Annotated in this window: 28 protein-coding genes; 9 read left to right on the top strand and 19 right to left on the bottom strand. The window is 44.5% G+C overall.

Annotation, left to right across the window (positions count from 1 at the left end; all coding sequences use genetic code 11):
* Nucleotides 1-2: 2 nt before the first annotated feature.
* On the bottom strand, nt 3-863 hold the full coding sequence (locus VL525_RS04490) for a hypothetical protein (RefSeq protein WP_325383795.1): 861 nt from the start codon (nt 861-863) through the stop codon (nt 3-5).
* Between the two features lie 47 nt (nt 864-910).
* On the bottom strand, nt 911-1858 hold the full coding sequence (locus VL525_RS04485) for a 3',5'-cyclic-nucleotide phosphodiesterase (protein ID WP_325383793.1): 948 nt from the start codon (nt 1856-1858) through the stop codon (nt 911-913).
* 67 nt (nt 1859-1925) lie between these two features.
* Here VL525_RS04485 and VL525_RS04480 point away from each other — a divergent pair, with 67 nt between their 5' ends.
* The gene (locus VL525_RS04480) at nt 1926-2228 is read left to right on the top strand and encodes a hypothetical protein (RefSeq protein ID WP_325383791.1); all 303 of its coding nucleotides are present in this window, start codon (nt 1926-1928) and stop codon (nt 2226-2228) included.
* On the opposite strand, the gene VL525_RS04475 is transcribed toward VL525_RS04480, so the two are convergent.
* From VL525_RS04475 to VL525_RS04465, 3 genes are all read right to left on the bottom strand, one after another.
* Entirely contained in the window at nt 2221-3333 is a 1113-nt protein-coding gene (locus VL525_RS04475; RefSeq protein WP_325383789.1) for an AI-2E family transporter, read from the bottom strand. The two genes, VL525_RS04480 and VL525_RS04475, sit on opposite strands and share 8 nt — an antisense overlap.
* Before the next feature lie 111 nt (nt 3334-3444).
* On the bottom strand, nt 3445-4518 hold the full coding sequence (locus VL525_RS04470) for a C39 family peptidase (RefSeq protein WP_325383787.1): 1074 nt from the start codon (nt 4516-4518) through the stop codon (nt 3445-3447).
* Nucleotides 4519-4615: 97 nt separating this feature from the next.
* Nucleotides 4616-5491, bottom strand: a complete 876-nt coding sequence (locus VL525_RS04465) for a nucleoside phosphorylase (RefSeq protein ID WP_325383785.1) — start codon at nt 5489-5491, stop codon at nt 4616-4618.
* 87 nt (nt 5492-5578) lie between these two features.
* Between VL525_RS04465 and VL525_RS04460 the strand changes: the two genes are divergently transcribed.
* Nucleotides 5579-5755, top strand: coding sequence for a DUF6496 domain-containing protein (locus VL525_RS04460; RefSeq protein ID WP_167516215.1), 177 nt, complete (start codon nt 5579-5581; stop codon nt 5753-5755).
* Nucleotides 5756-5862: 107 nt separating this feature from the next.
* On the opposite strand, the gene VL525_RS04455 is transcribed toward VL525_RS04460, so the two are convergent.
* The 3 genes from VL525_RS04455 to VL525_RS04445 all read right to left on the bottom strand — a co-directional run bounded on the left by VL525_RS04455 (nt 5863) and on the right by VL525_RS04445 (nt 8349).
* Nucleotides 5863-6843 (bottom strand): Gfo/Idh/MocA family oxidoreductase, encoded by a 981-nt coding sequence (locus VL525_RS04455; RefSeq protein WP_325383777.1) that lies wholly within the window; start codon nt 6841-6843, stop codon nt 5863-5865.
* Between the two features lie 87 nt (nt 6844-6930).
* On the bottom strand, nt 6931-7920 hold the full coding sequence (mgrA, locus tag VL525_RS04450) for an L-glyceraldehyde 3-phosphate reductase (RefSeq protein WP_325383775.1): 990 nt from the start codon (nt 7918-7920) through the stop codon (nt 6931-6933).
* A 66-nt stretch (nt 7921-7986) separates the two neighbouring features.
* The gene (locus tag VL525_RS04445; protein WP_325383773.1) at nt 7987-8349 is read right to left on the bottom strand and encodes a helix-turn-helix domain-containing protein; all 363 of its coding nucleotides are present in this window, start codon (nt 8347-8349) and stop codon (nt 7987-7989) included.
* A 107-nt stretch (nt 8350-8456) separates the two neighbouring features.
* Here VL525_RS04445 and VL525_RS04440 point away from each other — a divergent pair, with 107 nt between their 5' ends.
* Both VL525_RS04440 and VL525_RS04435 read left to right on the top strand, forming a co-directional pair.
* Nucleotides 8457-8951: a lipocalin-like domain-containing protein gene (locus tag VL525_RS04440; protein ID WP_325383771.1), complete on the top strand. Its 495-nt coding sequence runs from the start codon at nt 8457-8459 to the stop codon at nt 8949-8951.
* 89 nt (nt 8952-9040) lie between these two features.
* Nucleotides 9041-9514 (top strand): rhodanese-like domain-containing protein, encoded by a 474-nt coding sequence (locus VL525_RS04435; protein ID WP_325383769.1) that lies wholly within the window; start codon nt 9041-9043, stop codon nt 9512-9514.
* 30 nt (nt 9515-9544) lie between these two features.
* Here the strand turns inward: VL525_RS04435 and VL525_RS04430 are convergent, their stop codons facing one another.
* The 7 genes from VL525_RS04430 to VL525_RS04400 all read right to left on the bottom strand — a co-directional run bounded on the left by VL525_RS04430 (nt 9545) and on the right by VL525_RS04400 (nt 19003).
* Nucleotides 9545-10855, bottom strand: a complete 1311-nt coding sequence (locus tag VL525_RS04430) for a folylpolyglutamate synthase/dihydrofolate synthase family protein (protein WP_325383767.1) — start codon at nt 10853-10855, stop codon at nt 9545-9547.
* Nucleotides 10856-10954: 99 nt separating this feature from the next.
* Complete coding sequence (locus VL525_RS04425) at nt 10955-11770, bottom strand: energy transducer TonB (RefSeq protein WP_325383765.1); 816 nt, start codon at nt 11768-11770, stop codon at nt 10955-10957.
* Nucleotides 11771-11841: 71 nt separating this feature from the next.
* Nucleotides 11842-12243: a biopolymer transporter ExbD gene (locus VL525_RS04420; protein WP_325383763.1), complete on the bottom strand. Its 402-nt coding sequence runs from the start codon at nt 12241-12243 to the stop codon at nt 11842-11844.
* A complete protein-coding gene (locus VL525_RS04415) occupies nt 12240-12938 on the bottom strand; it encodes a MotA/TolQ/ExbB proton channel family protein (protein WP_414684724.1) in 699 nt (232 codons plus the stop codon). Before VL525_RS04415 ends, VL525_RS04420 begins: the two co-directional genes overlap by 4 nt.
* On the bottom strand, nt 12938-14020 hold the full coding sequence (locus tag VL525_RS04410; RefSeq protein ID WP_325383758.1) for a hypothetical protein: 1083 nt from the start codon (nt 14018-14020) through the stop codon (nt 12938-12940). Before VL525_RS04410 ends, VL525_RS04415 begins: the two co-directional genes overlap by 1 nt.
* Before the next feature lie 33 nt (nt 14021-14053).
* Complete coding sequence (locus VL525_RS04405; RefSeq protein ID WP_325383756.1) at nt 14054-15862, bottom strand: hypothetical protein; 1809 nt, start codon at nt 15860-15862, stop codon at nt 14054-14056.
* Between the two features lie 18 nt (nt 15863-15880).
* Complete coding sequence (locus VL525_RS04400; RefSeq protein ID WP_325383754.1) at nt 15881-19003, bottom strand: tetratricopeptide repeat protein; 3123 nt, start codon at nt 19001-19003, stop codon at nt 15881-15883.
* A 202-nt stretch (nt 19004-19205) separates the two neighbouring features.
* Between VL525_RS04400 and VL525_RS04395 the strand changes: the two genes are divergently transcribed.
* Nucleotides 19206-20273, top strand: a complete 1068-nt coding sequence (locus VL525_RS04395) for a DUF922 domain-containing protein (RefSeq protein WP_325383752.1) — start codon at nt 19206-19208, stop codon at nt 20271-20273.
* A gap of 18 nt (nt 20274-20291) precedes the next feature.
* Here the strand turns inward: VL525_RS04395 and VL525_RS04390 are convergent, their stop codons facing one another.
* The 3 genes from VL525_RS04390 to VL525_RS04380 all read right to left on the bottom strand — a co-directional run bounded on the left by VL525_RS04390 (nt 20292) and on the right by VL525_RS04380 (nt 23011).
* Entirely contained in the window at nt 20292-20660 is a 369-nt protein-coding gene (locus VL525_RS04390) for a response regulator transcription factor (protein ID WP_325383750.1), read from the bottom strand.
* A gap of 958 nt (nt 20661-21618) precedes the next feature.
* Complete coding sequence (locus tag VL525_RS04385) at nt 21619-21978, bottom strand: response regulator (RefSeq protein WP_325383748.1); 360 nt, start codon at nt 21976-21978, stop codon at nt 21619-21621.
* Between the two features lie 229 nt (nt 21979-22207).
* A complete protein-coding gene (locus VL525_RS04380; RefSeq protein ID WP_325383746.1) occupies nt 22208-23011 on the bottom strand; it encodes an alpha/beta hydrolase in 804 nt (267 codons plus the stop codon).
* A gap of 109 nt (nt 23012-23120) precedes the next feature.
* Between VL525_RS04380 and VL525_RS04375 the strand changes: the two genes are divergently transcribed.
* The gene (locus VL525_RS04375) at nt 23121-23549 is read left to right on the top strand and encodes a CBS domain-containing protein (RefSeq protein WP_325383744.1); all 429 of its coding nucleotides are present in this window, start codon (nt 23121-23123) and stop codon (nt 23547-23549) included.
* Here the strand turns inward: VL525_RS04375 and VL525_RS04370 are convergent, their stop codons facing one another.
* Nucleotides 23550-23822, bottom strand: a complete 273-nt coding sequence (locus VL525_RS04370; RefSeq protein ID WP_325383742.1) for a hypothetical protein — start codon at nt 23820-23822, stop codon at nt 23550-23552.
* Between the two features lie 396 nt (nt 23823-24218).
* On the opposite strand from VL525_RS04370, the gene VL525_RS04365 reads away from it, so the two are divergent.
* The 3 genes from VL525_RS04365 to VL525_RS04355 all read left to right on the top strand — a co-directional run bounded on the left by VL525_RS04365 (nt 24219) and on the right by VL525_RS04355 (nt 25929).
* Entirely contained in the window at nt 24219-24386 is a 168-nt protein-coding gene (locus tag VL525_RS04365; RefSeq protein ID WP_325383740.1) for a hypothetical protein, read from the top strand.
* Nucleotides 24387-24453: 67 nt separating this feature from the next.
* Complete coding sequence (locus VL525_RS04360) at nt 24454-24993, top strand: GNAT family N-acetyltransferase (RefSeq protein WP_325383738.1); 540 nt, start codon at nt 24454-24456, stop codon at nt 24991-24993.
* Nucleotides 24994-25029: 36 nt separating this feature from the next.
* The gene (locus tag VL525_RS04355) at nt 25030-25929 is read left to right on the top strand and encodes an alpha/beta hydrolase family esterase (RefSeq protein WP_325383735.1); all 900 of its coding nucleotides are present in this window, start codon (nt 25030-25032) and stop codon (nt 25927-25929) included.
* Nucleotide 25930: the final 1 nt, after the last annotated feature.

Raw genomic sequence — 25930 nt, 5'->3', positions numbered from 1 at the left:
GCTTACTGAGTTTTTGCCGATATGTTACTGCAATTGGCGAATAATAGTTTGAGATTTTTCCCATCGAGCCCAACGACATAAACGTTGGATACCCTGGATTGTATTTTACCGCCTGTAAATAACACTTTGCCTCCCTGCAGCCATACGCCTGTTGCATAATAGCCCTTAGGCGATAATCTTACCGATGTTTTATTGTCGACGTCGTATACAAAAGCAGCCGAGGGCGGCCCGTCATATCCGGGCTCATCAACATCGCACGAATAAATCATTTTCCTCCCCTCTGGCGACAACAAAACCCGGTCTGTGCTACTCAATCCCATACCTTTGACAACATCGGTAACTTTGTATTTATTAATAATATTTCCGCCCAGGTCAAAAACAAATATGTCATCAAGGTCCTGGGTTATCACGCTTTTACTATCATTGCTCCAGGCCGGCGAATAACATTGCTCCTGCTTTTTAGTGATCACACGGGGCAAGCCGTCGGCGATATTTATCACCGCTATCGACCAGTTAGCTTTCTGCTCATCAAAAACATTGTAAGCAATATAATCACCGTCGGGCGACCAAACCGGCCCGTAACAATTATAGCTGTTAGTATGCAGCAAACTCTTTTGTTTTGTGGTCAAATCGATGATGCCAATTGTGCGATTACCGTTTTTTGAATAAACTGTATAGGCAAGTTTTGTACCATCCGGCGATATACATGGATCATGCCCCTGGGTTACCAGCACCTCCGTTTTGCCAGCTATGGAGTACACACAAATGCCCTTCTTCTTTTCATAGGCATAATCGTAGGACTTCACCTGCGCACAAAGCCCGATTGTGCAGCAGCTTAACAACAAAATCAAAATAACTTTCATTTTACAGGGGATCAGGTACCAATAAAGATAAGTAATTTCGCTTATTATCAAAGAGTTATCGCCTTGCCTTGTTGGGGATAAATAAGATGCAGGCCCAGGTTATTTTCGGCAGCCAATTGTTTCTTTATTTTTTCGATGCTGCTTTGTGGCGGCTTTACGTGTGTTATTACTAAATTCAGGCCTTTAAGCGAGCCCGCCATTACTTGTAGCTTTTTCATTTCAGCCATTAGCCAATGCGGGGTTAAATGACCGAATAACAGTTTATCAGGCTGCTCATCCGGAAATGATACCTCTATCATGATCGCTTTCAGTTTCTTTGCCTTAATTAAGGGCGCTATGGTTTGCCACAATCTTTCAAGGTTTTGGCTTTTTTCGACTTCATCGGGGCCGGTATCGCCTAAATACAAAATAGTATTGCCCTTGCTCCTTACCAGGAAGGCAGTGCTGGTTAAATTGGAGTGGCTCAGCGGGAACGCCTGCACCGTCATTTCCGTATGCTCTATTGGTGTTTCGGCACCCGGGTCCAGTATTTTGTAATGATATTTTTTTAGTTGCGGGGCCTCGCCCTCATCAGCAAAATTGGCCCAGCTTTCCCAGGTAAAATAATGGGTTTTGAAGGTCTCTATACAATCAGCAAAAGCGTAAATATTTTTAATGGTATCATCCGGCGAGTTGATGATCAGGCCCGAAAGATGATCCAAATGGGCGTGCGATATAAGGTAGCCTTTTATATATTTTCTCAGTACCTGTTCAGCAGGTATATTGAACACTTTGTTAGCTATCGCTTTTTCTATCCCTGCATGCAAGGTACCGGCGTCAAGGCAAACAAAATCTTTGCTGCCTGCCGGTGCGACCATGTAGGCCGACAGGTTGCTTTCATCTATCCCGCCCTTTACGCCCAGCGGCACTATCCTGAAAGCAGCGCTTTTATGCTGCCCAAAAGCCGCAGCGCTAAAAAATAGCGTAAGGGTTATTATCCAAAGCCGATGCATCATCCTGTTTATTTACTGCTAAAAATAATCATCCGCAGTACATTAATGTCAATTTATTTAATTTCGCAGCATGAAGACCAGCCAGATAGCTGTTAAAGCCGTTACCCGGATATTTTTTGTCCTGTTGTTACTTGGCGCTTTCACCCTTTACCAGGATGGCAGCAAAATAACCCATCTTTATTTTATCGGGAATAATAAATGGACCCTGGTGTTTCCTGCGTTGCTGCTGGTTGGTTTTGCGGCATTATTTATTACCTGCGCTAAACAAAAATATACCAAAACCGACTGGAACTGGTTATTAGTACTCAATACTATTGTACTGATGATCTATTGTGTTACGCTTTATACCCGTATAACCGACCTGGTTAAATAGAAGTATCGGTTTTTGCTTTTTTTAGTCGCTTGCCTGTTATTTTTGCAGGCTCATAATCCGCCCCCAGCAAAAGCCCCCAGGCTTTGAGGGTTTCCAGCCTGTCAAAAACAATTTTTAACATGGCAATAACCGGTATAGCTAAAAACATTCCCGACAAACCCCACATTAACTCGCCTACTACAATGCCGAGGAACGATATAAGTGCGTTCAATCGCACCTTTGAACCAACCACCATCGGCAGCAATACATTTGAATCGATGATATGTATGCCCAGAACGCTTATAGCCACCCATAAGGCATCCTGCGGTGTGCCGGTTGCGAATGTGATCAGCGAGCTGAGAAACAATGCCGTAAAAATGCCGATATAGGGGATAATATTGAACAGCCCGACTATGATGCCCAGCAATACTGCGTAGTTGATGCCCAACAACAGGAATATGGTGCATGCCACGCACGACACGATAAACATCTCCAATAGCAGGCCAAGTATATATTGCCTTAATATCTTCTGGACGTTCTCCACGATATCATAAACTATTTGCTGGTTTTCATCGCCCGATACCTGGAGCAAAAACTTGAATAGCAATCGCCTGTATAACAATATTAAGAAAGTAAAAATGATGATAAAAGAATAAAACAGGAGTAACGACGAAAGTGCGCCGAAAGTGGTACCAATAACGGCCGTGCTCGACGACATGGCTTTGTTGGTGGCATTGTGCACATAATCCATCTGCTTTTCCATATTGACATGGAAAGTGCTCTGTATCCAGCCCTGCATATCCTGTATCGAACCGCTTACCTGCTTTTTAAGCATCGGCCAGTCATCAGCCAGCTTGGCAATTTGCGAACCTACCAGGTAAATAATGCCCCCGATGAATGCTACCATGGCGATAATAGCTAAAAAAGATGCAGCGCTGCGCGGAAGGCGGATCTTCTTTTCAAAAAAATCAGCTATTGGCAAGAGCAGGATCGAAAACAGGAAACCAAAGATCAATGGGTCGACAAAATCCTTTCCTAATATGATGAGGTAACCCAACGCAGTAAGACCAACCAATACAAGCGCTAATTTTTCATAAAATGGATGTGCAGAGTTTTTTAAAGGCATAAGCTGGTATGTTTACCGGTTTCCGGCGGTATAGTTTGTCTAAGTGAAAGATAAGTATAAATCTTTTACAGTAAACTCATCCCCCTGATAATAGTTTTGGAAAACCGTTTATCACTTGCCACTGGCCACGGGCACGGGCTTATGTAAGCTGTTGAGCCTGATTTTTGAAGAAGTAACTGTTTGCCCCTTCGGCGATACGATAATGGCGTACGGCCACCAGATGGATGTAGCAGATTTTATGCTGTAATCTACATAATAACGGTCCTGGCCCTTTAGCTGGCCGTTCGTTATCACAGAATATTTGTTATGGTTGGAATAAGGATCGTAGATTTCGAGATAAAAATTAGCATCGGTCTGCTTATATCCCTTAACCAGCAAAAAATGTCCCCAGCCTGCCGACTGCGTGTCATAAAATTTTTGGACATGCTGATAATCTGCTTCATTTCTTGGGACACTAAACATATCAAGGCACACAATTACCAGGTTACCATTGTCGATACTTTTTTTAACCACGGCAGCGACATTGTCTAACGTATCTACCGCGGTATTGATGTTATTTTGGGCCAGGTAAAACTGGATATCGCTGGTGTACCACCATCCGCCCGCTTCAGGTATCCGCGTGCGGGCATCAACCGGGGTTTTGGTAAAAGTTGAATCGGCCCACTTAATGGCCATGGTAGATACCGTTGGCCCGCAATTGATACCCTGGTACTGGCTGCCGTCAAACTGATCTATATAGAAAGCATAACTTCTGTTCAGGCTATTTTCGGATATAATGTGGCCCAATACGCCAAAATATTGCAGGTCGGTATTTACATATACCTGGAAGTTGAGCGAAGTTTTGGAGTCTGCCGAAAGCAGGGTGAAATTGACAGGCTGAGAGAAATCGGATACAATACCGGTAGCTGCCGCTGCATTATTGATCTTCACGCCTGTTCCGGGTGAAAGTGAAAAATTGACTGTAAGCTTATGCATATCGAATGCACGCGGCACCACGGCATGTATCTGATGATGAACAGTGTCGATCGTCGCGCCGATGAGCTGCCCATCAATAGAAAAGGCAAGGAGATTCTTATTTAATGAAACCGTTTGCGCAGGTTTCACTGCCCTGGATGAGTCTTTTTTGCAGGCAGAAAAAGGCAAAAGAAAGATGGAAAGCGACAGAATAAGGCAACATTTTCTCATTTTAAGCCTGTTTTAGTCAAAATTAACCAAACTACAATGGATTATGCAAGTAAAACAACTAATAAATTAGTCAATAATCGGAAAAAGTGACATTTGCCTATTTCAGCACTGTTAATCTTTCGAGGACCTGCCGGATAGATGCATCGATGACCTGCTGCGGTTGCCCGCTGAACTGTTGCGTTACCCGGTTAGCCAGTATGACGTTAAAAGAAATGGCCCTGTGCCCGAGAACGGACGCCATACCATAAATACCGGCGGTCTCCATTTCCAGGTTGGTTATCGCTTTAGCGCCGAAAGAAAAGCCCTGGATAGCCTCCATCAACCCGCTGAAGGCCAGCTTTGCCCTTACCCTCCGCCCCTGCGGCGCATAAAAACCAGGGGCGCTTACAGTTATACCCAATGGCAACCCTATCGCAAGCTCGTCGAGCAAAGTTTTTTCGGCTGTTGCTGCATAAGGCAGCAGAGGCTGACTTTTTGGCAACGCTGCCCGAAATTCATTCAACAATAATTGTTCGTCGGCGGATAGGTTTTGCCGGTAATAATGCATCAGCGTATCCATCCCAAAAGCCATTTCAGAAACCAGCATGCTGTCAACGGGTATGCTGGCCTGAACAGCGCCGGAAGTGCCAATGCGAATGATATTAAGGCTTTTAAGATCCTTTTTAGGCTGACGCGTTTGCAGATCGACATTGACCAGTGCATCCAGCTCATTCATCACAATATCTATATTGTCCGTCCCGATACCGGTGGATAGTACGGTGATCCGCTTACCGCCGGTAGCACCGGTGTGCGTGGTAAACTCGCGCTTTGATTTTTTAAACTCGATGCGATCAAAATACTTACTTACCTCTCCTACCCGTTCGGGGTCGCCAACGGTGATTACCGTATCAGCAATATCCCCGGGCAACAAATTCAAATGATAAACGCTGCCGTCGGCATTCAATATCAGGTCGGTTTCGGATATCCTGCTCATAGAGGTAAATGTAAATAACAATCCAAATAAAACCGTTTTTGGCGATGCATTGTTAATAAAATATTATCTATCTAAAAACATAAAACCATGGCAAAATATTCGGAAAAAGCAGGGGAAAAAGTTGAGAAAACCATGCACGAAATGAAGGAAGGCAAGCTGAAAAGCGGCAGCGGCAAAAAAGTGACCAGTAAAAAACAGGCAGTAGCTATTGGCTTGTCCGAAGCACGTAAAGAAGGCGCTAAAGTGCCGAAGAAGAAAAGTTAATTTCAAAAGAAAATGTCATTTCGACGAGGAACGAGGAGAAATCTTATAAAAGCTGTATCACCTATAAGTAGCATATAAGATTTCTCACTCTCGTTCGAAATGACACACTATTTGTCTTTACCGGTAAACGCATCCAATATTTTCATTAAAGTCACTGCCTCTTCTATAGGGCAGGGATTTGGTCCTTCGCCCCTGAAATAAGTCACTATCTTTTCGATCATAGGTTGCTGTATGTGTTCGGGATGGGTGAAGTTTACCGTTTGCTTATCCCGCTCGTTCTCCCAGCTTACAAAAGTGCCGAAGAACGGGAAACTGATCTTCCCTTCCGTACCGATGATCTCGCATAAGTCGGTCGATTGGCTTTCCGCCACGTTAAAACTCCAGGAACCATTGACCACCACTTTGTTTTTGAACAGAATTTCGCCGCAAACGTGATCGTCAGCCGGGTAAGTTCCCGATTGATTCAGTGAAAAACCATGATATTTTTCCGGTTCGCCAAAAAAGTAAAGCATCAGGTCGAGCTGGTGCGGGGCAAGATCATGGAAATAACCGCCGCCAGACAGTTCAGGGTTTACCCGCCAATTCGTTTCGGAGTTGGCTATCAAATCGGGTCTTATGCTCTTCCACATTCTTATTTGCACAGTGCGGACATCACCTATCGTTTTTTTCGCCAGCAGGTCTTTTACGTAAAGGAACATAGGCAGTGCACGGCGATAATGCGCCACGGTGAGTTTACCATTATACTGTTTTACAGCGCCGGCCATCGCCTCCGCCTCCGCCGAGGTGCGGGTAACAGGCTTTTCGACATAAACATTCAAGCCTTTTTTTAGCGCAGCGACAGCATAATCCAAATGGGACGCCGGTGGCGTAGCCACGGAAACCGCGTTAACCTCTTTATCGCTCAGCAACTCATCGGCATTGGAGTACCAGCGGTCCACGTGATGGCGCGCGGCATAATCGGCAGCTTTGGCAGCATCGCGGCGCATTACCGCAACCAATTTGCTGTTTGGGGCTTTATTATAGGCCTGCCCGCTTTTCTTTTCAGTCACGTTACCGCAACCAATGATGCCCCATTTGATGTCGTTCATGGTTTTATAACAATTCGGCTTAAGCCGATTTTTTCCAATATTTGATATTTGACCTTTAGCTAAAGCCAACGGCAATCCCTATTGAATTTATCTCAGGATACTTTCTATCTGACCTAACTCGTCCGATGAAAACTCAATATTGTCCAAACATTTAAGCGAATCCGCCAGTTGTTCCGGTCGACTTGCGCCTATCAGCACCGAGGTTACCCGCTGATCTTTCAGCAACCAGGCTAAAGCCATCTGCGCCAGCGTTTGACCGCGTTTGAGGGCAATATCATTCAGTTTCTTTATCTGCGCGATACGGTCGTCAGTAACCTGGCTTACCTGCAAAAAACCGGTTGATTTAGCTGCCCGCGAGTCTTCAGGAATTCCATGCAGGTATTTATTAGTTAGCAGCCCCTGTGCCAAGGGCGAAAAGGGTATGCAACCTACGCCTTCCTGTTCCAATACATCCAGTAAGCCTCCTTCTACCCAACGCTCGAACATAGAGTATTTTGGCTGATGGATCAAACAAGGCGTGCCCAATTTTTTCAATATAGCAATAGCTTTAGCAGCCTCATCTGCCGGGTAATTGGAAATACCGGCGTATAAAGCCTTCCCCTGGCGAACGATCAGATCGAGCGCACCCATGGTTTCTTCCAGCGGGGTTTCCGGATCGGGACGGTGGTGATAAAAAATGTCGACATAGTCCAAACCCATGCGCTGCAGGCTTTGGTCAAGACTGGACACTAAATATTTTTTTGATCCCCAATCGCCATAAGGGCCGTCCCACATCGTATAGCCCGCCTTGCTGGAGATGATCAGTTCATCGCGATAGCCGCGAAAATCCTTCTTTAACACGATCCCAAAATTCTCCTCGGCCGAGCCCGGAGGCGGGCCATAGTTGTTAGCAAGATCGAAATGGGTAATACCGCTATCAAATGCGAGGTGTAATATCTTGCGGAAATTATCCATCACATCCACCCCGCCGAAGTTGTGCCAAAGCCCAAGCGATACCGCAGGGAGTTTAATGCCGCTGCGCCCGCAACGGCGGTAGATCATTTTTTCATATCGGTTGGAAGAAGGAAGCCAGGTCATTTCAGAAGTTGATTTAGTGAGCCCTAAAGTAAGATTTTTATATAAAAAGTGTGTGTTAAATACACCCTATTTCAGAAAAGAGCCCGGCAAAGCCTCGATGTGATTTACCAGCATCTGTTCTTTCGCCCAATCTCTTAATTGGGACAGGAAAGGGAGTAGTGCCTTTCCCGCATCAGTTAATGAATATTCTACTTTAGGAGGAACTTCAACATAAACTTTTCTTTCAATAAGTCCATCGTCTTCCAATTCCCTTAACGCCTGGGTAAGCATTTTAGCCGTAACGCCCGTCACGGTTCTTCTCAGTTCGCCATATCGCAGGGTTCCTAAACGAAGTCGCCATAAAATTCTGCCCTTATATTTTCCGCCGATGCGTTGAAAAGCATAGTCTATGCCACACTTTGGCTCAGGGTGTTTAGTTTTCTTTTCCATTTCCCTTAAATTAATCTATCTAAAAACCAGCATGGTAACCATTTAGTAACCCGGTTACTTTTTTGTGCATACTTGATTCGTCCATATCGCAAATATAGCTTTGAGGCATGAAAACTAGATCGATATTAAGTTTTTTGCTGCTGATGTGCAGCTTCGCTTATGCGCAAAAAAACATGGCTAAACCAAAAATCGCAGGAACCTATACCCTGCTGGTGGTCGACAATATCAAACCTGACGGCAGCCGGGTACATCTTTATGGCGATCACCCTAAAGGCATACTAATGTTCGATACAGCCGGGAATTACAGCCTGCAGATATTAAGTGCAAACCGGCCAAAGTTTCAATCGGGTGATAAAAGTAAGGGGACGGACGAGGAAAACCGACAAGCTATCCGGGGAAGCAACACACATTTTGGGAGATATTCGGCAGATGATTCCAAACACACCATTACTTTTATGATCGATCATGCTTCTTTTCCTAACTGGGAAGGCACCACACAAGTAAGGCCATTTGAGTTTGACGGCAAGGTTTTTAAATATACTGTTCCTTCACCAACAACCGGCGGAGCAGCGACTGGCGAAGTTATTTGGGAAAAACAATAAAACAACGGGGTGCAATTTTACTTTTATATATTACCGGTGTTGAATACCATATCGGCGAAAAACTAATGCAGTAATAGTACCTTTGAAACATGAAAAGAAATCCATTAAAGCCACTTTTATTTTCTATCCTGTTGATCTTGTTAGGTATTACGTCAAAAGCACAAGTTTCTAAAGACCCCAATGTTTTATTAGGCTTGAAAAAGCCCTGGGCAAGCAACGAATTAATAGAACCATCGGCGTTAGCTGCTGATCTGAAAAATAACAGCACCGCCACTCCGCTCATATTTAATATCGGCGCGGTGGAAAATATTAAAGGCGCCCGGCACATCGGCGCGGCCAGTAATGCCGAAAACCTGGAAAAATTGAAAAATACCGTAAAAGATCTACCTCAAAATACGGCTATTGTAATTTACTGCGGTTGCTGTCCTTTTTCGAAATGCCCTAATGTCAGCCCGGCGTACCTTGAGTTGAAAAAACTGGGATTTTCGAACGTTAAAGTACTCGACCTGGCAACTAACCTGAAAACTGACTGGATTGATAAAGGTTACCCACTCGGTAAATAGAGGGATAAGCCCCCGCAGGTTTAATTATTGTCAAACTATTTCGGCTACTACGAAAGTACTTCCGCCGGCAAATACCAGGTCCTCTTCGCCAGCATTGGCACGGGCTGCATTAAAGGCCGTTAAAACGGATGGATAAGTTTTGCCATGAAGCCCAAAGCTTTCTGCTTTTTGCCGGAGCGTTTCTGCTTCCAATCCGCGCGGAATATCCGGCTTGCAAAAATAGTAGACCGCATTATCAGGCAGCATCGCCAGTATCTTGCTGATATCCTTATCATTCACCATACCTATCACAAAATGGAGGCGGTGATATTTTATGCGTTGAATATTTTTCAGCACCTCGGCAATACCTTCCGGGTTATGGCCGGTATCGCAAATGGTCAGCGGATGATAGTTCAGCACCTCCCACCGGCCATGTAATCCGGTCAATTTTTTAACCTGCCCGAGAGCGGTTTTCACATCTTCGTCCGTTATTGCAAACCCCTGTTTTTTTAGTTCCTCAACAGCCGATAGTACCGCTTTCACATTTTTAAGCTGGTAGCTTCCGGGCAGGTCGAGTTTTAAGTCCAAAGCCCCGAGGCCTGAGTCCTTTTTTACAATAGTAAAATTTAAAGATTCCGAAATGATTTCCGACCCCTGACTTCCGGCTTCCGACTCCAGCACATTCCATTCAGCCGAAGCGAAATCGATGGGTGCATTTTTATCTTTGGCCTTATTGATAAAAATATCAGCTACTTCGGGTTGGTACTCGCCAATAATAACCGGTATGCCGGGTTTAATAATTCCCGCCTTTTCGCCTGCTATCAGTTGCAGCGTATCGCCCAGCATGTTTACATGGTCCCAGCCAATATTGGTAATCACAGATAATAATGGTGTGATTATATTGGTCGAATCCAGCCTCCCGCCAAGCCCAACCTCGATAACAGCAATATCAACCTTCTCCTTTGCAAAAGTATCAAAGGCCATCGCCACCGTCATTTCAAAAAAAGATGGTTTGATCTCTTCGAAATCAGATTTATGATCTTCCACAAAATCAACCACGTGTTGTTCGCTGATCATGTCCCCATTGATACGGATACGTTCCCTGAAATCCTTTAAATGCGGCGAAGTATAAAGGCCTGTCTTATACCCTGCGGTTTGCAAAATTGCGGCCAGCATGTGCGATGTAGACCCCTTTCCGTTAGTGCCGCCGATATGAACGCTTTTAAACTGCCGCTGAGGATTTCCCAGCCGTTCGCACATCGCCAGGGTGTTTGTTAAATCTTTTTTGAACGCTGATGCGCCGTCCCTGGTGAACATCGGGAGCTGGCTGTAGAGATAGTCGAGGGTGGCTTTGTAGTCCATTTTTCAGTTGGCAGCCTGCCGCAGGCAGTTACCTGTAATATGGATGCAAAACTATGCAATTTGGCACTGTAAACTGCAAACCTGGTGCTGCAAACTGAACTATCTTACTTTAAATACAAAGGTCACATACCCTACCTGTACATCGGGGGCATTTTCGGGCGAGTTAAGTTTAGCATTTTTGGCTGCGTTCTCGCACCTGGTAAACAGGTCGTAATCTGTAATGGTGGTACCTTTTGCACCGGCAGTTGCCGAGATAACGTTGCCGTTCTTATCCACATGTATCTCCACCACGATACGCCCTGTACTGCGGTGGTTGTCCTCAACCGAGGGCTTGTTAACCCAGCTCCGCTGCGCCATATTCAGACCGCCATTGCCCGATCCTGTGCCGTCATAGTTGTTGGCAAGTGTAGAGCCGTTGGGTTTACCCTGGTTACCGGGGGTATTGGTGGTGCCGTCACCCTCGCCCGATGCGCCGTTACTTTTGCCCTTATATAATGCGTTTTGGTTCAAGGTGGGTTTTGCTGGCTTTGCAGGTGCTTCGGTGGCTACGGTCTTGCTCGGCTTTTTAGCTGTCGAATTTACTTCCGGCGCATCCTCGGTGTTCTGCGTAACAACCTTCTTGTCGCTTTGCTCCACCTGTGTTTTCTCTGGTGTCGGCGGCGCCGGTGTAACTTTGCTGGGCTTGGTGTGGTTAGGATGTTCGGCTTTAGATGGCTCTTCGGTACTTGTTATGTCGTTACCCATGCCTTCGTCGGTAGTGCCATAATTTACCAGGATGCCCCCTGTGCCCATTTCAGGAGGAGGAGGGCTGGTGAATACAATAAAATAGCACATCGCCATCAGCACGGCCATAATAATGCCCGTCGCCAAAAATGCTTTGGGATAATTATTTTCTTCCTGTTGCTGATATTCCATTTCTTTTAGTCAATGGTGAATGGTGAATGATGAATGGGGTTACGGATTATTGACCACTCACTATTCACAATTCACCCCTTCGGTTCCGTTGCCAAAACCAGTTTTATGTTCATTTTTTGTGCTATATCCATTATCTGCACCACGTTCTGAATTGCAACGGTGCGGTCCACTGCCAAAACTATGGTCAATTCAGCAGTTTGTTGTTTATATTCCATCAGCGCTGCCTGCATATCTTCTATTTTTACCGGCTTATTGTTCACCGTATATTTCAGGTCCTGGGTTATGGTTACCGAAATGGTCTTTTTCGACACCGCCTGCCCCGAAGATGATTTTGGCAACAGCAACTTAATTACATTTGGGTTAGTTACAGCCGAAGCGATAAGGAAAAAAAGCAGCAGGAAGAACATGATATCGTTCATGGCCGAGGTTTGTACTTCGGCAGGTATCCTATTATGTCTTTTTCTCAGGTTCATTTGCTTGGCTCTTCTAACAGGTCGATAAATTCTATAGCATCGGTCTCCAGTTTCAATATTACCTTATCTACCATCATATTTAAAATGTGATAGCATACATAAGCCACAATACCCACCATCAGGCCCGCGGCCGATGTCACCATCTTCACATACAGCCCCCCGGATATAACGCCCATACTGATGTTATCTGTTTTGGATATGTCATAAAAAATCTTGATCACCCCATAAATGGTTCCCAAAAACCCGAACATGGGAGCTATACCGGCTATAATACCCAAGATATTGATATTCTTTTCCAGCTTTGATACTTCCAGCTTACCTATGTTCTCGATGGCCCCTTCAATATCCTTGATTGGCCTGCCGATGCGCAGCAAACCCTTTTGGAGCATTCGGCCCAATGGCGAGTTACTGTTGCGGCAAATAGCGATGGCCGACTCGAGTTTGCCCGTGAGGATACTGGTACGCACCTGGCTCATCAGGTTCGATTCATCCTTGGCAGCTTTGCGTATGGTAAAATAGCGTTCAAAAAATATTACGAGGCCAAGCACAGCCAATAAACCGATGGGCAGCATTATCCATCCGCCCTTGATCAGCAGGTCGCCAAACCGCAGATCGTCCTGCGCTGTAACTTGTGGTAAATTTTTAGCCGTATCGACCAATTTGTGGGCCGTATCGGTTATTTGCGCTAATAGCATCATTTTTTCTTTGGTATGTATGGTTGTATGTAAATGAATTTCTTATTTATCCCGGTGATGTTCAAGATACTGTCGTGTGCCCGTTGTGCATCGGCTTTATTAAAATAAGTACCCAGGGTGATTTTATAATAATTACCGGCTGCGTGTTTTAACAGGCGTGGTTTTAACCCGAGGGTTGCATAATTTTTAAGCGCTTCGTTAACCTTTGGCAACGATCTAAATGCGCCCCCCAAAATATCGTAATGCCGCAGTCCAAAAGTATCTGTTACTACGGTTTTGGCCGTTGTATCCTGGGCGGTTACAGGGCTGCTTTTGGCTGTATCCTGTTTTTTAACCGGTGCGGGCGGAGGGCCATTGATGATGATGGTGGTATCAACCCGCCTTTTTTTGCCGAACCATTCAGGTTTATACTGATAGCTAACGCCAAATGTCAGCAACAAAACCATTACAACGAGCAATATCACTACCCACTTCCTGCCGCTGCCTCTTTCTTCCTGCTCATACTCATCAACCGGTTCCTCCTCAACGGTTTCGGCATCTGAAGTTTCTTCTTCAACAGGTGCTTCGTCTGCAGCCGCTTCGTCGTTAACGTCATCAACCGGAATTTCTTCTGCCTGCTCTTCACCCGGGGTATCGGGTATTGCAGGTATTTCTTCTTTAACGGAAGGATCGGCTGCTTTGTATGGCTCCACAGGGGAAAGTCCGTAAAAAGCTGGATCATTAGCCTGTGCGTTTTTATCCGCTTTAAAAGTCAGCGTCGAATACTCATAAAATAACTGGCCAAGCCCGGTAATTACCGCTCCTTCAGACGATGCCTGCTGCTGTATCCCTGCCGCATATTTCTCAATAAAATACTTCGCCGACGCCGGCGAGATATTTTTCTTTTGCGAGATATAATCCGCCAACCCGCTATCATCTGTCGAATCGGGGTTGAAGACTATCTCGTGCTGCGGCGGATAAAATTTTCCTTCTTCCTCGTTATAATAGCCATTAACGCGTTTTTGGGCAAAAATTCCTATCCCCGGCACATTTACTTCGCCTTGTAAGCCCAGTAATTCGTTTATATAAATGGCTAAATCCATCCCAACTTGTTATAAATCAGGCAACACCAACAGTTAAAAATGAAACCCGACACCGCCAAATATATTAAATCCGTAGCTAGGATAGTATAGCCAAACCTGATTTGTTGAATTTAAGATGTTATTCACCTGCCCGAATATCGATATGCGGTTATTGATCTTATATTCCACGCCGCCTTTCAAATCGGCAAAGCCTTTGATTGTCACTATAGTCGCAACCGGCGGGCCATCAACCGGCGATACGCTGTATATGCGGTCATAAGCGCTGCCGCGGTAATATAAGGTACCATTCACACTAAGCTGTTTAGTAATATGCACGGTTGCGCCCGTGGTCAGTTTAAATTTAGGCAGGTTCCAGGCCTCAGCCTCAGTAGCCATCTCATAGTTTTTGAACTCGACACGCCCAAACAGGTCAAAATCTTCCGACGCCCTGAAATCCAGTTCACCATTAAACCCGCTGATCTTGGAATTGCCGTGATCATAAATAACGGAGAATTTATTATTGCTGCCGGTAAACGTTGTGTTGGCAAACATAGGCAGGTCCTTTACGCTATTGCGGAATACGGTTGCCTTAAAACCGAGACCGGGCGCTATGGTCCCCTTTAAACCTAAACTGATATCCAGCTTATCCACCGAATTGATGATGGTGATATTTTGCCCGATAAACGGGTTCTCATCCGAGAAGTCGCGCAGCGATGCTTTGTTTACGTCGCCCTTAGCCTCAGCAAATATCCTTAGGTATTTAGGTATCACCTGTAACTCAAGCCTTACAGCAGGAAACACAAACGGACGGGAAGAAAAGCCGAACTCGCGCACCAGGTTCAAACCTGCATCTATCTTGTAAAAATCTCCCTGGAATTTCAGGTATGGGTTTAACCGTACCAGGCTGTTGCTGTACGAATAAAGGCTGTCCTTTTGAGTGCCCAGATCGAGCGAGGCGTTCAACCCCGCATAAAACTGTTTTACGGTTTCGTTGATAAATCCTGTCAGCACCAGGTTGTTTTCACTCGCCTGGAAAGCATCGTTCCATTTATAACCATCTATTTTAACAGCGTAGGTAAACTCGTTAGGTACATCCTTAAAGTTCTTGGTGATCTCAGCCTCACCGCTCAGCGTACTAAAATGTTGCTTTTGCGGTGCGAAGGCCCCAGGCGGATTAAGTTCATCGAAACCATAGAAATAAGTTCCCCTGCGCTTATAATTCACTCTTGCGCTGAAGGTATTATCATCCGTTATGCCTTTAACAAAACCGCCGATCTCATCGCGCATATCATTCTGCTTATTAATGGAACCGCTTTGCGCCAGGTGTTTGGCAAAGGCCCCAATTTGCAAAGCCTCATCCTTACCATTGTTCACATAAAGTTCGCCATAGGTTGTTTTCAGGTTGCCTACGCCCAACCTGGCATAATTATTTGACGGCACCGAATCAACCTCGGGCGGCATTTTCATCGGGTCGAGCTGGCGGATATCGGTATTGCGTTCCAGGCGCTTATCGAGGGTAACATAGGTTAACGGCGCCTTAAAAGGAGTTTTGTCAGACAGGTCGGGATTCAGCCGGATCTTTACTGCATCGGCCAGCACCGGTTTGTAGTTAGTGGTCACGATGATCTCTTCCGACAAATTGCCGCCGCTTTGCTGGTCGCCTTTTTTCGTCGTATCCTGCGCTGCCTGCTTTTCAGGCTTAGCCGCCGGTTTCTGTGCAGCCGGCTTAGCTGCCGGCTTCTTTGCAGGCGCTTTTTTTGTTGTTTTTGTATTCTTTTTAGATGTTTTGTTCTGTGCATTAGCCGGAGCAAAGAAAAACACCATTACTAAGGCAAGAAGCGCGTATATATATCTGAATTTCATCTTTCTGTCCTCTTATGCTTAGTTGTCCTTCTGGTTAGTTGTATCGGGTTTCGCATCATTCGTCGTATCAGGCGTTGCTTTTTGATCCGTATCCGGCTTAGCTTTCCGTTTTCCGCCCGGACTTATTGCATCAAGCTTTTGCCTGGCTGCGGGTAATATATCGTCGTTACCCTTATAATTCTCTATGATACTTTGTAAAGTTGCCTTGGCCTGGAAATCATCCTTCAATGCTACATAATTGTCCGCAAGCAGCAGGAAGGTTTTTGCTACCCAGTAATCATAATTCGGCAATTCCTTCACCAGGTCGAAACAGGTTTTTTGCGACGTTTTATACTGGCGTTTGTGGTATTCGATGTTAGCGATGTTGTACTTCGCCTCGGCCGCATCAATAGTTTTAGTGTTGGCCACGGTATATTCAAACTCTTTTACTGCCGATGTGGTGTCGCCTTTTTGTAAATAAGCCAGCCCCGCATACAAGCCTGTTTTAAATTTCTCTTCCTGGGACGATTTTTCATAATCGCGGATCAGCTTGGCATATTTTAGCGCATCGTCCGGCGCATTCATTTGCGCATAGCATAATAAAAGGTTGTTGATGGCGAAGGAATAATCTGCCTTGTATTCCGACGTTGTCTCCAGTTTTTTCAGGTAAACTATGGCATCGTTATACCGTTTTTGGGCGATATATAATTTGGCCATGCTGATAAGCGATTTTTCGGTGTAGGCGCTGGTCCAATCGTTCAGGATAACGTTATAATCGGCAACGGCATCGTTCGGCTTGCCTAAAGCTACCAGGCTCTCGGCCCGAATAAATCTTGCCTGTTTCTCATAAATAGGCTTGGTTGGAAACTTATCAAAATAAGCGCTAACCGCCTGCACTGTTCCGGCTGCATCGCCGCGCAGGTACAGGCTGTTCGCTGCGTTAAACATGATACCCTCCTGTTCAGATGCCGTATAGTTGCCTATGGGTGTCGTCGCAGCGTATGCTATAAACGTTTGGGCATCACCTTTATCGGTGTATATCTTTTCAATTTGCTTTAATGCCTGTTTCGCCTCATCTGTCGACGCATAATCGGCTATCACTTTTTTGAACGAAACAATAGCCAGGTCATCGTTGCCGGCATTATAATCTATAAGGCCCATGGTAACCAATGCCCTTGGTATGTAACTGCTGCGCGGATATTTCTCTATCATGGCAAGCAGGTCGGCTTTTGCGGTGGTTCCATCTCCTTTAAGGAAATACGTATAAGCGATCTCGAACGAGGCATCATCTGCATAGTCCGAATTAGGGAACTGGTTCAGTACGTCGCCCAGGGTGCTGATCTTTGCATCGGGGTTGCCCTGCAAGCCCTGTATCATACCGCGCTGGAATAGGGCATAATCCTCGCCTTTGCTATGCTGATTGACGATCCGGTCATAATATTCGCGTGCTTGTCCGTAGCTTTTCAACACAAAATAACTGTCGGCTAAACGGGTTACAGCATCGTTGATGGTATTCTTATCGGTTTCTCCGCCTCTAAGGAATTTCTCAAAATTAGTAGCCGCCTTGCGGTATTGTTCCGCGCCGAAGGCGGCATAACCCAACCCATAATTTGCGTAATTATAATTAGGCAGGTCTGCAGCGGCATCCATGTCCAAAAAGCGCTCGAAATTGGTAACCGATTCGCTGTATTTGCGCACTTCGTACATCGCCTCGGCCATCCAGTACACGGTTTGGGCCTGTACTTTTTTATCCATCGGGAACTTTAGCGACCGCAGGAAAATACCAATAGCATTTTCAAAAGCACGCTCATTATAAAACTCCAGTCCGCGATAATAGGTCACTTTCTGATAAGCAGTTTTAGCACTGGCCGACTTATTGGGTATCGGCTCCAGGATTTCTACCGCTTCCTTATAATTGTGCGAATTCAGAAGTTCCTCGCCCAGTAAAGTTTTCATCTCGTCATTCCTGGCCGAGCGGGGGTAGTTTTTCAGGTAAAGCCGCGTGGCTTCCAGCGCCTGGGTATTAAAGTCAAGTTCGTAGGATAATTTGGCGTATTCGTACAAAGCGTCCTCCTGCAATTGCGGGTCAAAACTCATCTTTGACGACACGAAGAAAGCATTGCGGGCACTTTGCTTATTATTCAGCTTCAGGAATACATTACCAAGTGTATAGTTACCGTTCTGGCTGTAAATATCATTCTGATCAACCAGCTTTACCAGTTCGCGGGCAGCTTTGGTATAATTGCCAATTTTGTAATTGGCATAACCCATCTGGTAACTGTCCTGCGTGTTTTGGGTTTTACCTTTATCCTGTTGTGCAAAGCGGTCGTAATAAGCTACGGAATTTTTATAATCGGCTATCGCGAAGTAGGAAGCGGCAACAATATCCAGCATTTGCGTCTCGTGCTGCTGATGGGTAGTTTTCAGGATAGGCACAGCATAGTTAATCACATCATTATATCTCCTGTCCAGGAAATAAACAGCGGTAATATAATAAGGATAACTATCCTGGTATTTTTTTGACGTTTTTATGCGCTCAAAATTTACCAGCGCCAGGTGGTAATCCTTATTCAGGTAGGCTATATAAGCAAAATAATAAGTAGCATCGACGGTAAACTGCGAATTGGTATTTTTTACTTCGCTGAACAGCGGCTGTGCCTTCGCGAAGTCCTTTGTCTCAAAATAAGCGTACCCTTTCCGGAATTTATATTCCACGTTCTCGCTGCCGCTAAGTTCGCCCGCCGAAACTTTATCGAACCATTTGAGCGACTCTTCGAATTTCCCCTGCTTAAAATAAAATTTACCTATATCAAAATATGCCAGCTTGGTAAGCGGGTTCTCGGGATGGTCCTTAATAAATTTCATAAAAAGGCTCTCGGCATCGTCGTTGCCAAGCTGCAATGCGCAAAAAGCTTCGTAGTATTGAGCATCCTCTTTTACCAGCGACAATTGCGACTCGTATTTTGGCTGTGTGGTTGTTTCCAAACGTGGCCTTTCCACCAGGCGGAATTGTTCGGCAGCGGCAGCATACTTACCTTTGCTCATCAGGTCGAGTGCGGTATGATAAGTGCGGTATATCTGGTATGATGGGTCTTGCTGGGCGCTGGCGGTAACAGTAATTAGTATCAGAAAAAACAGGTAAACGTATTTCAATTGGCTCATAGCGCGAGATATATTATGCGAAAGTAATTATAACGCAAAAATGCAATCCACACAAGTAATTCACAAATGTGAATAACACATTTTAATTAATGAACGGTGCTGTTTATGCCTTGTTATCGGTGTGGAAAACTTTCTTATGGTGTAATACAATTACAATCAATTCGTTGCAAACAGTATGTGCATTAACCACTTAAAAATTCTATTGTTTTTATTTGTTAATATTTTGTTTTTGGGTGGCGTTAAAGCGCAAACGGCAAACAATGCCATTACCCTGCGCAATGAAAAATTAAATTTTATTCCGGGCGAATTTTATATCGCCGGTGTGGCTGATGAGCGTACCGAAAAAGATATTGTGGCTACGCTTGTTTATAAAGAAGGAGTAGCATATAAAACCCGGCTGGCTGATCTGAAAGACGGCGCTGCAAATGCTATCAAACTGTTTATCACCCGCAATCTAAGTCAGAACACAGATCTAAGGCCGGTAATTGTTACCCTGCACGATTTTAAACTCGCGGAAACAGACTCCGGCGCCGGCGGTGTAAATGGGCATCTTACGATGGCGATCTCCTTCGGGCTCCGGAAAGATTATGGCGTGCTGGAACTGGTTGAATATAAAAGCGGCTTACGTTATATGCGCTCTTACGGGCAAACCGAATTCCCTGAAACCATATTGAGGCATGGTATTGAGGGTGCAATCAAATGGTTCAATAACTGGATAGAGGAGTATGCTCAAAAGGATATCAGGCTGGCAAAATCAGTGAGCGTCGCATTTTCCGACTATACCGAAAAGCCCGAAGGCGATACCATTTATTATGCTGTTAACAGGCCGCTTGCCTGGGATGATTTTAAGGATAAGCCCCGTGCCGGTGTTTTTGATGCGGAAATATTTGCCGGTATAGGATATACAGAGCACGTGGAAGTTGAAAAGGGAGTGATCAAGCTTGAAATAGCTGTGAAAGTGGACATGCCAAAAAGTGGCAGTTGGGTAAAAAGCAATGCGCTGGACGCTTATTCATTAAACCACGAGCAACGGCATTTTGATATAGCCAAAATAGTAGGCGAACATTTCAAGAAAAAAATTGCTGCTATGGGAGTTACTCCTGATAATTATGAGGCGTCTATCAGCATGGAGTACCTGGAAACCCTGCGCGAACTAACAAGTATGCAAAATCAATACGACCACGATACTCATCATGGTAACGACCGCCGGGCACAGGCCGATTGGAATACCCGCATAGATGAGGAACTAAAAGAATTAGGGGTTAAATGATCCTGTTCTAAAACAGTGTTAAGCAGCTGCCAGGTTATGTTCAACTTTGGCAAGCAGGTCGTTAATATCAAAAGGCTTCGCCAAGAAATCATCCGGCGCTCCGCTATTCAGTGTAAAACGTTCGGCCACCTGGTGGCTTGCCGAAACGAGGATAACCGGTATGTCCTGCATTTCAGTCCTGGCTTTTATTTCTTTACACAACTCGCGCCCATCGGCATTCCCAAGCATCACATCGAGTAAGATAAGGTCGGGATGAGTTTGTTTTATGGCTTCAAAAATCGCATTCCCATCTGTAAGTGTTTCTACTTCGTAACCACAATCTTCCAGTATAAGCTTCATGATATCCAATATATCTTCGTTGTCGTCAACTGCTAAAATCCTTCGCATCTTTTTGGCTTTATATTTTATATTGGAAGCTATTAAACAAAACTTGTACCAAAAATCGATGCAAACCATTGCATATCAGTCTAAAATAGCCAAACCACAGCAAACACAGCCATCACCGGTTGTATTTTATTTTTACTTTTTGTTAATAATTTATGCGATGTTAAAAAGCCGGTTGATGCGTAATTTAAAAAGTATACAGATTTTAGTGCATAAAAAGAGCTCTTTTTGGTACACAAATATTGGCAGGTGTTATCCCTTGTAAGGTTCCCGTGCCGAACCTTTTTTAACCATAACATAACTTGCTTTGCGGCATTTGGCGCAAAAGTATTTTCTCAGCGGTAAAAAAAATAATAGATTTTTTACAAACCAGTTCCTGTGTAACTGAAAATGATATGGAGCGCCGCACCGGCGGCAATAATGTGATTTATCAGGTTTAGTTTTTATGGTCAAATCCATAAAGCATGCATAACACTTCGTTTTTAAAGAACACCAAATGTAGCAAATATGTCTTTATAAAAAAATATGCTTTGCTTAATTAAAATTTAACAAAAATTTAATTCCAGATGTAATGCTTGCGTTTGCATTTATAGCAAAAATATCTTTTTACCGGTAGCCAGTTCAGCACCTGTTTGAAAACAAACCCACGCCTGACCCTGTACCCAAGTTCGACTTTACATTTGGGACAAAGCGGCATTTTACCGTGGGCTTTTTCGGCTAAATCGGGGACATTTAGTAACGTTTCCATGCATGATACAATTAGGGGATATTGTATTTATTGTATAATGGCAATAAAGATAACCACGTCATCAAAATTGAACTAAAATCCCACGTTAACAATGTGTTAAGTCGCCATTTAACCAATAGACACAAAATCACGCTTACAACAATTAGGAATTAATTATTGTTTAAAGAATTTTATAATTGAAGAAATTCTAATGGATTGATTTACGCATCAACTTTAATAGACCAGCTCATTTACCTTGGCTATCAATTCGATAAGGTCGAATGGTTTATTAATAACCGCATCGCAGCCATAAGCCAAAATCTCGTCGTCGTGGTTGATGTAGGCCGAAAAAATGATCACAGGCAGGTTGCCGAACTTGGGGTGGGTCTTAATTTGACGACAAATATCGCCGCCGTTAGTTCCCGAAATGCGGTAGTCAAGCAATATAAGATCAGGTTTGAACTCGTCCACTATCGCCATAAGCCCGGCACATTCCGAAATGCTTTTCACGTCGAATTGTGAATACGACAAAGCCTCGTGGACAACTTCAAGTATATCCTCGTTATCATCAAGGACAAGTATGCGTTTTAACATAAAAAATGCGCCGAGTTGTTATTACTGTCAGTAAATGCGTCGGAATGATGAATCTACAGATGCTTTAAGGCCGGCAATACGTATCAAAATGTTTATCAGACAGTTACTCTCCACCAAATATAATATAATATTTGAATTACGGGAAATATATTTTCCCGATTTTTTACTTGCCATTTTGTAACAAACAGCTTACGTTATGTAAGCTTATAATGCCCTGTTGGCAGCTTTCCTATTTTATAAAATTAATAACAGCATTTGCGAACTGCATGGTACCCGATGCAGAATTATGATCGCCGGGAACGTAAGCCAGTTGTGCATTGGGGATCATCTTTTTAAGCGTGATTTCGGACCCGTTCTCCTTGTCTTCTGTGCCGCGAATAATAAGCACAGGTTTTTTCACTTTTGACAGTTCCGCCTGGCTGGTTGAGGGTTGATACTTTTGCTGCAGGGCCAGGCACAATTTATCAAAAGGCTGGCTGTTCACCCATTTCATCAACCCGTCAGTTTCGCGGTATGAGGTGTCGCCCATTAATGCCTTATAAAAATGTATCCTGCGCGGCCATTCCGGATCGGTATAACCATCGCCCATACCGCCCATCACAGTTTTGTTCACCCTTTTATCCATAAGCATCAGGCTCGACGCAATGATGGACCCTCTCGAGTAACCAACTACATCGTATTTTTTTAAGCCCAGCAGCGTGGCCAAACCTATAATATCTTTAGCTTCAGCATTATTGGCATAGGCTTCATCGGTGTGGGGTTTATCCGATCGCCCGTTGCCCCGCAGGTCAATCAGTATTACCTTGTAACCGTCTGCCAGCAAATCGCCATAAAGTTTTCCTCTTTTCCAGCCCTGGCTGGTGCCTGTAAACCCATGCACCAATACCACCGGGTAACCTGCACCCTTTACCTCGTAGTAGATTTTAACACCATCAAACGAGGTAAAATATTTCCCGGTGTCGGTCTGCATTGCCGATGCAGCCGTACCGGCAAAAAGAAAGGTGAGCAACAGGCTTATTAATTGTTTCTTCATCGTGGATGGTTTAAAGAGTACGCTAAAATAAATAATTGGTTTTATTACTTTGTTATTATTCATTTTGTATATTTGGTTATAAGCCTGTTTGCCACTAAATCTGTACGTTATGAAAAAAGTTTCGGATATACTCGCCCGCAAGGGAGGGGGCGCTATTACCATCGACGCTGAGACCTCGGTATTGGACGCATTGCGCCTGATGGACGATAAAAACATAGGATCGGTAATTGTTACCGAAAACGGGGACTACCTTGGATTGCTGACCGAACGCGACTACGCCCGGAAAGTAATCCTGAAAGGTAAATCATCAGATGAGACCACCGTGCGCGAGATCATGACGACCGACCTGCCCCATATCATACCCGACAATTCGGTAGAAACCTGCATGCATATTATGAGCGAAAATAATATCCGCTATCTGCCCGTTTTCAGAAATGATAAATTATCCGGTATCATCTCTATAAATGACCTGGTGACAGAAACCATCCTGACACACCTGGAAACCATCGAACATTTAAAAAGCTATATTCATTCCTGATCAGCTTGTCATCCTATGACGATGGCCACCTTCGGTGTCCTTATCGTTTACAGGTATTTCAACAGGTTCCAAGCGTATATCTTCATCAGCCGGGAATAATTCCCGGGCTGCTTTGTAGCTTTTCAACAGTGCCCCGGGCATTTCATCTTCATCATAGCTTTTCCCACTGAAAAAGAGCTTTTCGTTTTCCTCTTTCAACCGGTCGAACGAGCTTCCGTTCCACAGGTAATCCTTGCCCTCCGGAGATTTATATATAATATTATAGATAGCCATTGTTATGCTTTTTACTATTCAACAGCCAAACCGGGCATAAGTTTAATTAATTCTGCCTGCTTTCAGTTACACTTTCCCTTTTCTATACTTATTCAATCCCTGGCCGACTGCTAAACGGCTAAATATGGGAGTCATTTCGGGGTGTTTTTTTATAATTATTGAAATTATCTACCCATACTTATTAAAATTCAGGCAAAAGTTTAATCATCAATATAAAAAATTGCCTTAGTGTGCCTAAAACACAAAACATATTTTCTAAATTAGCCCTTGAAAAGCAATAATTTAATACATCTACCATAATTCCATTGAAAAAATGACAAACATTCCGATGTTTTGTTAGTTATTGCTCAAAACGAATACATTGATAAACGGCCCTGGCCCCTAATTGCTTTTATTATGTACTCATTAGTATGTGTCCTATCTACGTTAATATTCATCGTCCTGGCGATAGCCTATGTGACCGCACGGATAAATTTGAGAGCAAACTGCGACCATTATTGGGAAGACAAAGGCGGCGGCGACATCAAATGCGCCAAATGCAATAAAAAGTTCCGTAGTGCGTAAAGCAGGTCGATTTTTTTCTTGAAGGATTACACTGCCTGTATATTGCCCGGTTTTATTATAATTGGGCATGCCAATAACTATCCGCCCGGCCAACATTAAAGATATACCACAATTACTGGAGTTGATCGCGCTATCGGCACGAGGCCTAAGTGCAGGCTATTATAGCCCCGCTGAAACCGAAAGCGCCATCAAATATGTTTTTGGTGTGGATACGCAATTGATCACCGATCAAACTTATTTTGCTGTGGAGGAAGACGGAATGCTTATTGCATGCGGCGGATGGAGCAAGCGCAACACCCTTTTTGGCGGCGACCAGTTTAAGACCGAAGCCGACCCGATGCTGGACTCGGCAAAAGATGCTGCGCGCATCCGGGCGTTCTTTGTGCATCCGGATAAAGCTCGCAAAGGCGTTGGCCAATTGCTGATCAATGCATGTGAGCAGGCAGCCATTGCGAACGGGTTCAGCAGGATGGAAATGGGTGCCACGTTGCCCGGTGTGCCTTTTTATGCAAAAATGGGTTATACCGAAATGGAGCGGATAAAACTCCCCTTGCCCGATGGAGAAGTGATGAGCATTGTAAAAATGGGGAAAATGTTGAAAGGCTGACGATAAACCATTGGGTCTTAACAGCGTCGAACCAATATGAGAACATTTTTACTATTCCTTTTAATGCTGGTTTGCTTTGATCTGTCGGCACAGCAACGGAACGAAACTATCACGGTAGATGGCATCAAACGCGATTTTATAACTTATATCCCCGCAGGAACAGGCAATGCTGATAAACTGCCTGTTATCATTTCACTGCATGGCAGGTTAGGAACTGCGGAAAGGCAGATGAAATTCGCCAATTTCAAACCTGTTGCCGACCGCGACAAAGTAATTATTGTTTGCCCGCAGGGAATAGACCGCAGTTGGAACGATGGCCGCGGCACACCGGCACACTATAAAGGTGTAAACGACGTAAAGTTTATTGACCAGCTGATCACTTTTATGCTCAAACACCACCCTGCGGATGCGTCAAGAATTTATGTAACGGGCATGTCGAACGGGGGCTTTATGGCATCGCGGCTGGCATGTGAATTACACGACCGGATTGCAGCAATAGCTGTGGTAGCTGCGTCAATGGATAATAGTGAAAGTTACAGGCCAGTAAAACCAATACCGGTGATGTATATACAGGGCACCAATGATCCGCTCGTGCCCTTCGCCGGGGGAAAAATGAAAAGGGGAGCCGGCGGTACCATTTACGGGCACGAAGAGGTATTAAAAAAATGGGCTTTGATGGATGGATGCGATAACAAACCCGTTATTACCAACCTGGCGCCGAAAGTGAACGATGGCACCAGCATTACAAAGGAAGAATATGAAAACCCATCAACCCATATCAATGTGGTGGGTTATACTATCACCGGCGGCGGCCATACCTGGCCCGGCGGATCACAATATTTGCCAAAAATGATTGTAGGTTCGGTAAGTCATAACCTGGATGCCTGCCAGGCAATATGGGACTTTTTTAAAGGAAACAGGTTAGCATCTAACTAAC

Origin of the sequence: Mucilaginibacter sp. (genome assembly GCF_035492695.1) — a bacterium.
Taxonomy (GTDB): Bacteria; Bacteroidota; Bacteroidia; order Sphingobacteriales; family Sphingobacteriaceae; genus Mucilaginibacter.
Note: the sequence above shows the minus strand (reverse complement) of the source record. Positions and strands in the feature narration are given on the sequence as shown.

Bases quoted from the DNA above. Each gene is read 5' to 3' on its own strand.
- VL525_RS04490 (WP_325383795.1), bottom strand. From the start codon at position 863: ATGAAAGTTATTTTGATTTTGTTGTTAAGCTGCTGCACAATCGGGCTT.
- VL525_RS04485 (WP_325383793.1), bottom strand. From the start codon at position 1,858: ATGATGCATCGGCTTTGGATAATAACCCTTACGCTATTTTTTAGCGCT.
- VL525_RS04480 (WP_325383791.1), top strand. From the start codon at position 1,926: ATGAAGACCAGCCAGATAGCTGTTAAAGCCGTTACCCGGATATTTTTT.
- VL525_RS04475 (WP_325383789.1), bottom strand. From the start codon at position 3,333: ATGCCTTTAAAAAACTCTGCACATCCATTTTATGAAAAATTAGCGCTT.
- VL525_RS04470 (WP_325383787.1), bottom strand. From the start codon at position 4,518: ATGAGAAAATGTTGCCTTATTCTGTCGCTTTCCATCTTTCTTTTGCCT.
- VL525_RS04465 (WP_325383785.1), bottom strand. From the start codon at position 5,491: ATGAGCAGGATATCCGAAACCGACCTGATATTGAATGCCGACGGCAGC.
- VL525_RS04460 (WP_167516215.1), top strand. From the start codon at position 5,579: ATGGCAAAATATTCGGAAAAAGCAGGGGAAAAAGTTGAGAAAACCATG.
- VL525_RS04455 (WP_325383777.1), bottom strand. From the start codon at position 6,843: ATGAACGACATCAAATGGGGCATCATTGGTTGCGGTAACGTGACTGAA.
- mgrA (WP_325383775.1), bottom strand. From the start codon at position 7,920: ATGACCTGGCTTCCTTCTTCCAACCGATATGAAAAAATGATCTACCGC.
- VL525_RS04445 (WP_325383773.1), bottom strand. From the start codon at position 8,349: ATGGAAAAGAAAACTAAACACCCTGAGCCAAAGTGTGGCATAGACTAT.
- VL525_RS04440 (WP_325383771.1), top strand. From the start codon at position 8,457: ATGAAAACTAGATCGATATTAAGTTTTTTGCTGCTGATGTGCAGCTTC.
- VL525_RS04435 (WP_325383769.1), top strand. From the start codon at position 9,041: ATGAAAAGAAATCCATTAAAGCCACTTTTATTTTCTATCCTGTTGATC.
- VL525_RS04430 (WP_325383767.1), bottom strand. From the start codon at position 10,855: ATGGACTACAAAGCCACCCTCGACTATCTCTACAGCCAGCTCCCGATG.
- VL525_RS04425 (WP_325383765.1), bottom strand. From the start codon at position 11,770: ATGGAATATCAGCAACAGGAAGAAAATAATTATCCCAAAGCATTTTTG.
- VL525_RS04420 (WP_325383763.1), bottom strand. From the start codon at position 12,243: ATGAACCTGAGAAAAAGACATAATAGGATACCTGCCGAAGTACAAACC.
- VL525_RS04415 (WP_414684724.1), bottom strand. From the start codon at position 12,938: ATGCTATTAGCGCAAATAACCGATACGGCCCACAAATTGGTCGATACG.
- VL525_RS04410 (WP_325383758.1), bottom strand. From the start codon at position 14,020: ATGGATTTAGCCATTTATATAAACGAATTACTGGGCTTACAAGGCGAA.
- VL525_RS04405 (WP_325383756.1), bottom strand. From the start codon at position 15,862: ATGAAATTCAGATATATATACGCGCTTCTTGCCTTAGTAATGGTGTTT.
- VL525_RS04400 (WP_325383754.1), bottom strand. From the start codon at position 19,003: ATGAGCCAATTGAAATACGTTTACCTGTTTTTTCTGATACTAATTACT.
- VL525_RS04390 (WP_325383750.1), bottom strand. From the start codon at position 20,660: ATGCGAAGGATTTTAGCAGTTGACGACAACGAAGATATATTGGATATC.
- VL525_RS04385 (WP_325383748.1), bottom strand. From the start codon at position 21,978: ATGTTAAAACGCATACTTGTCCTTGATGATAACGAGGATATACTTGAA.
- VL525_RS04380 (WP_325383746.1), bottom strand. From the start codon at position 23,011: ATGAAGAAACAATTAATAAGCCTGTTGCTCACCTTTCTTTTTGCCGGT.
- VL525_RS04375 (WP_325383744.1), top strand. From the start codon at position 23,121: ATGAAAAAAGTTTCGGATATACTCGCCCGCAAGGGAGGGGGCGCTATT.
- VL525_RS04370 (WP_325383742.1), bottom strand. From the start codon at position 23,822: ATGGCTATCTATAATATTATATATAAATCTCCGGAGGGCAAGGATTAC.
- VL525_RS04365 (WP_325383740.1), top strand. From the start codon at position 24,219: ATGTACTCATTAGTATGTGTCCTATCTACGTTAATATTCATCGTCCTG.
- VL525_RS04360 (WP_325383738.1), top strand. From the start codon at position 24,454: ATGCCAATAACTATCCGCCCGGCCAACATTAAAGATATACCACAATTA.
- VL525_RS04355 (WP_325383735.1), top strand. From the start codon at position 25,030: ATGAGAACATTTTTACTATTCCTTTTAATGCTGGTTTGCTTTGATCTG.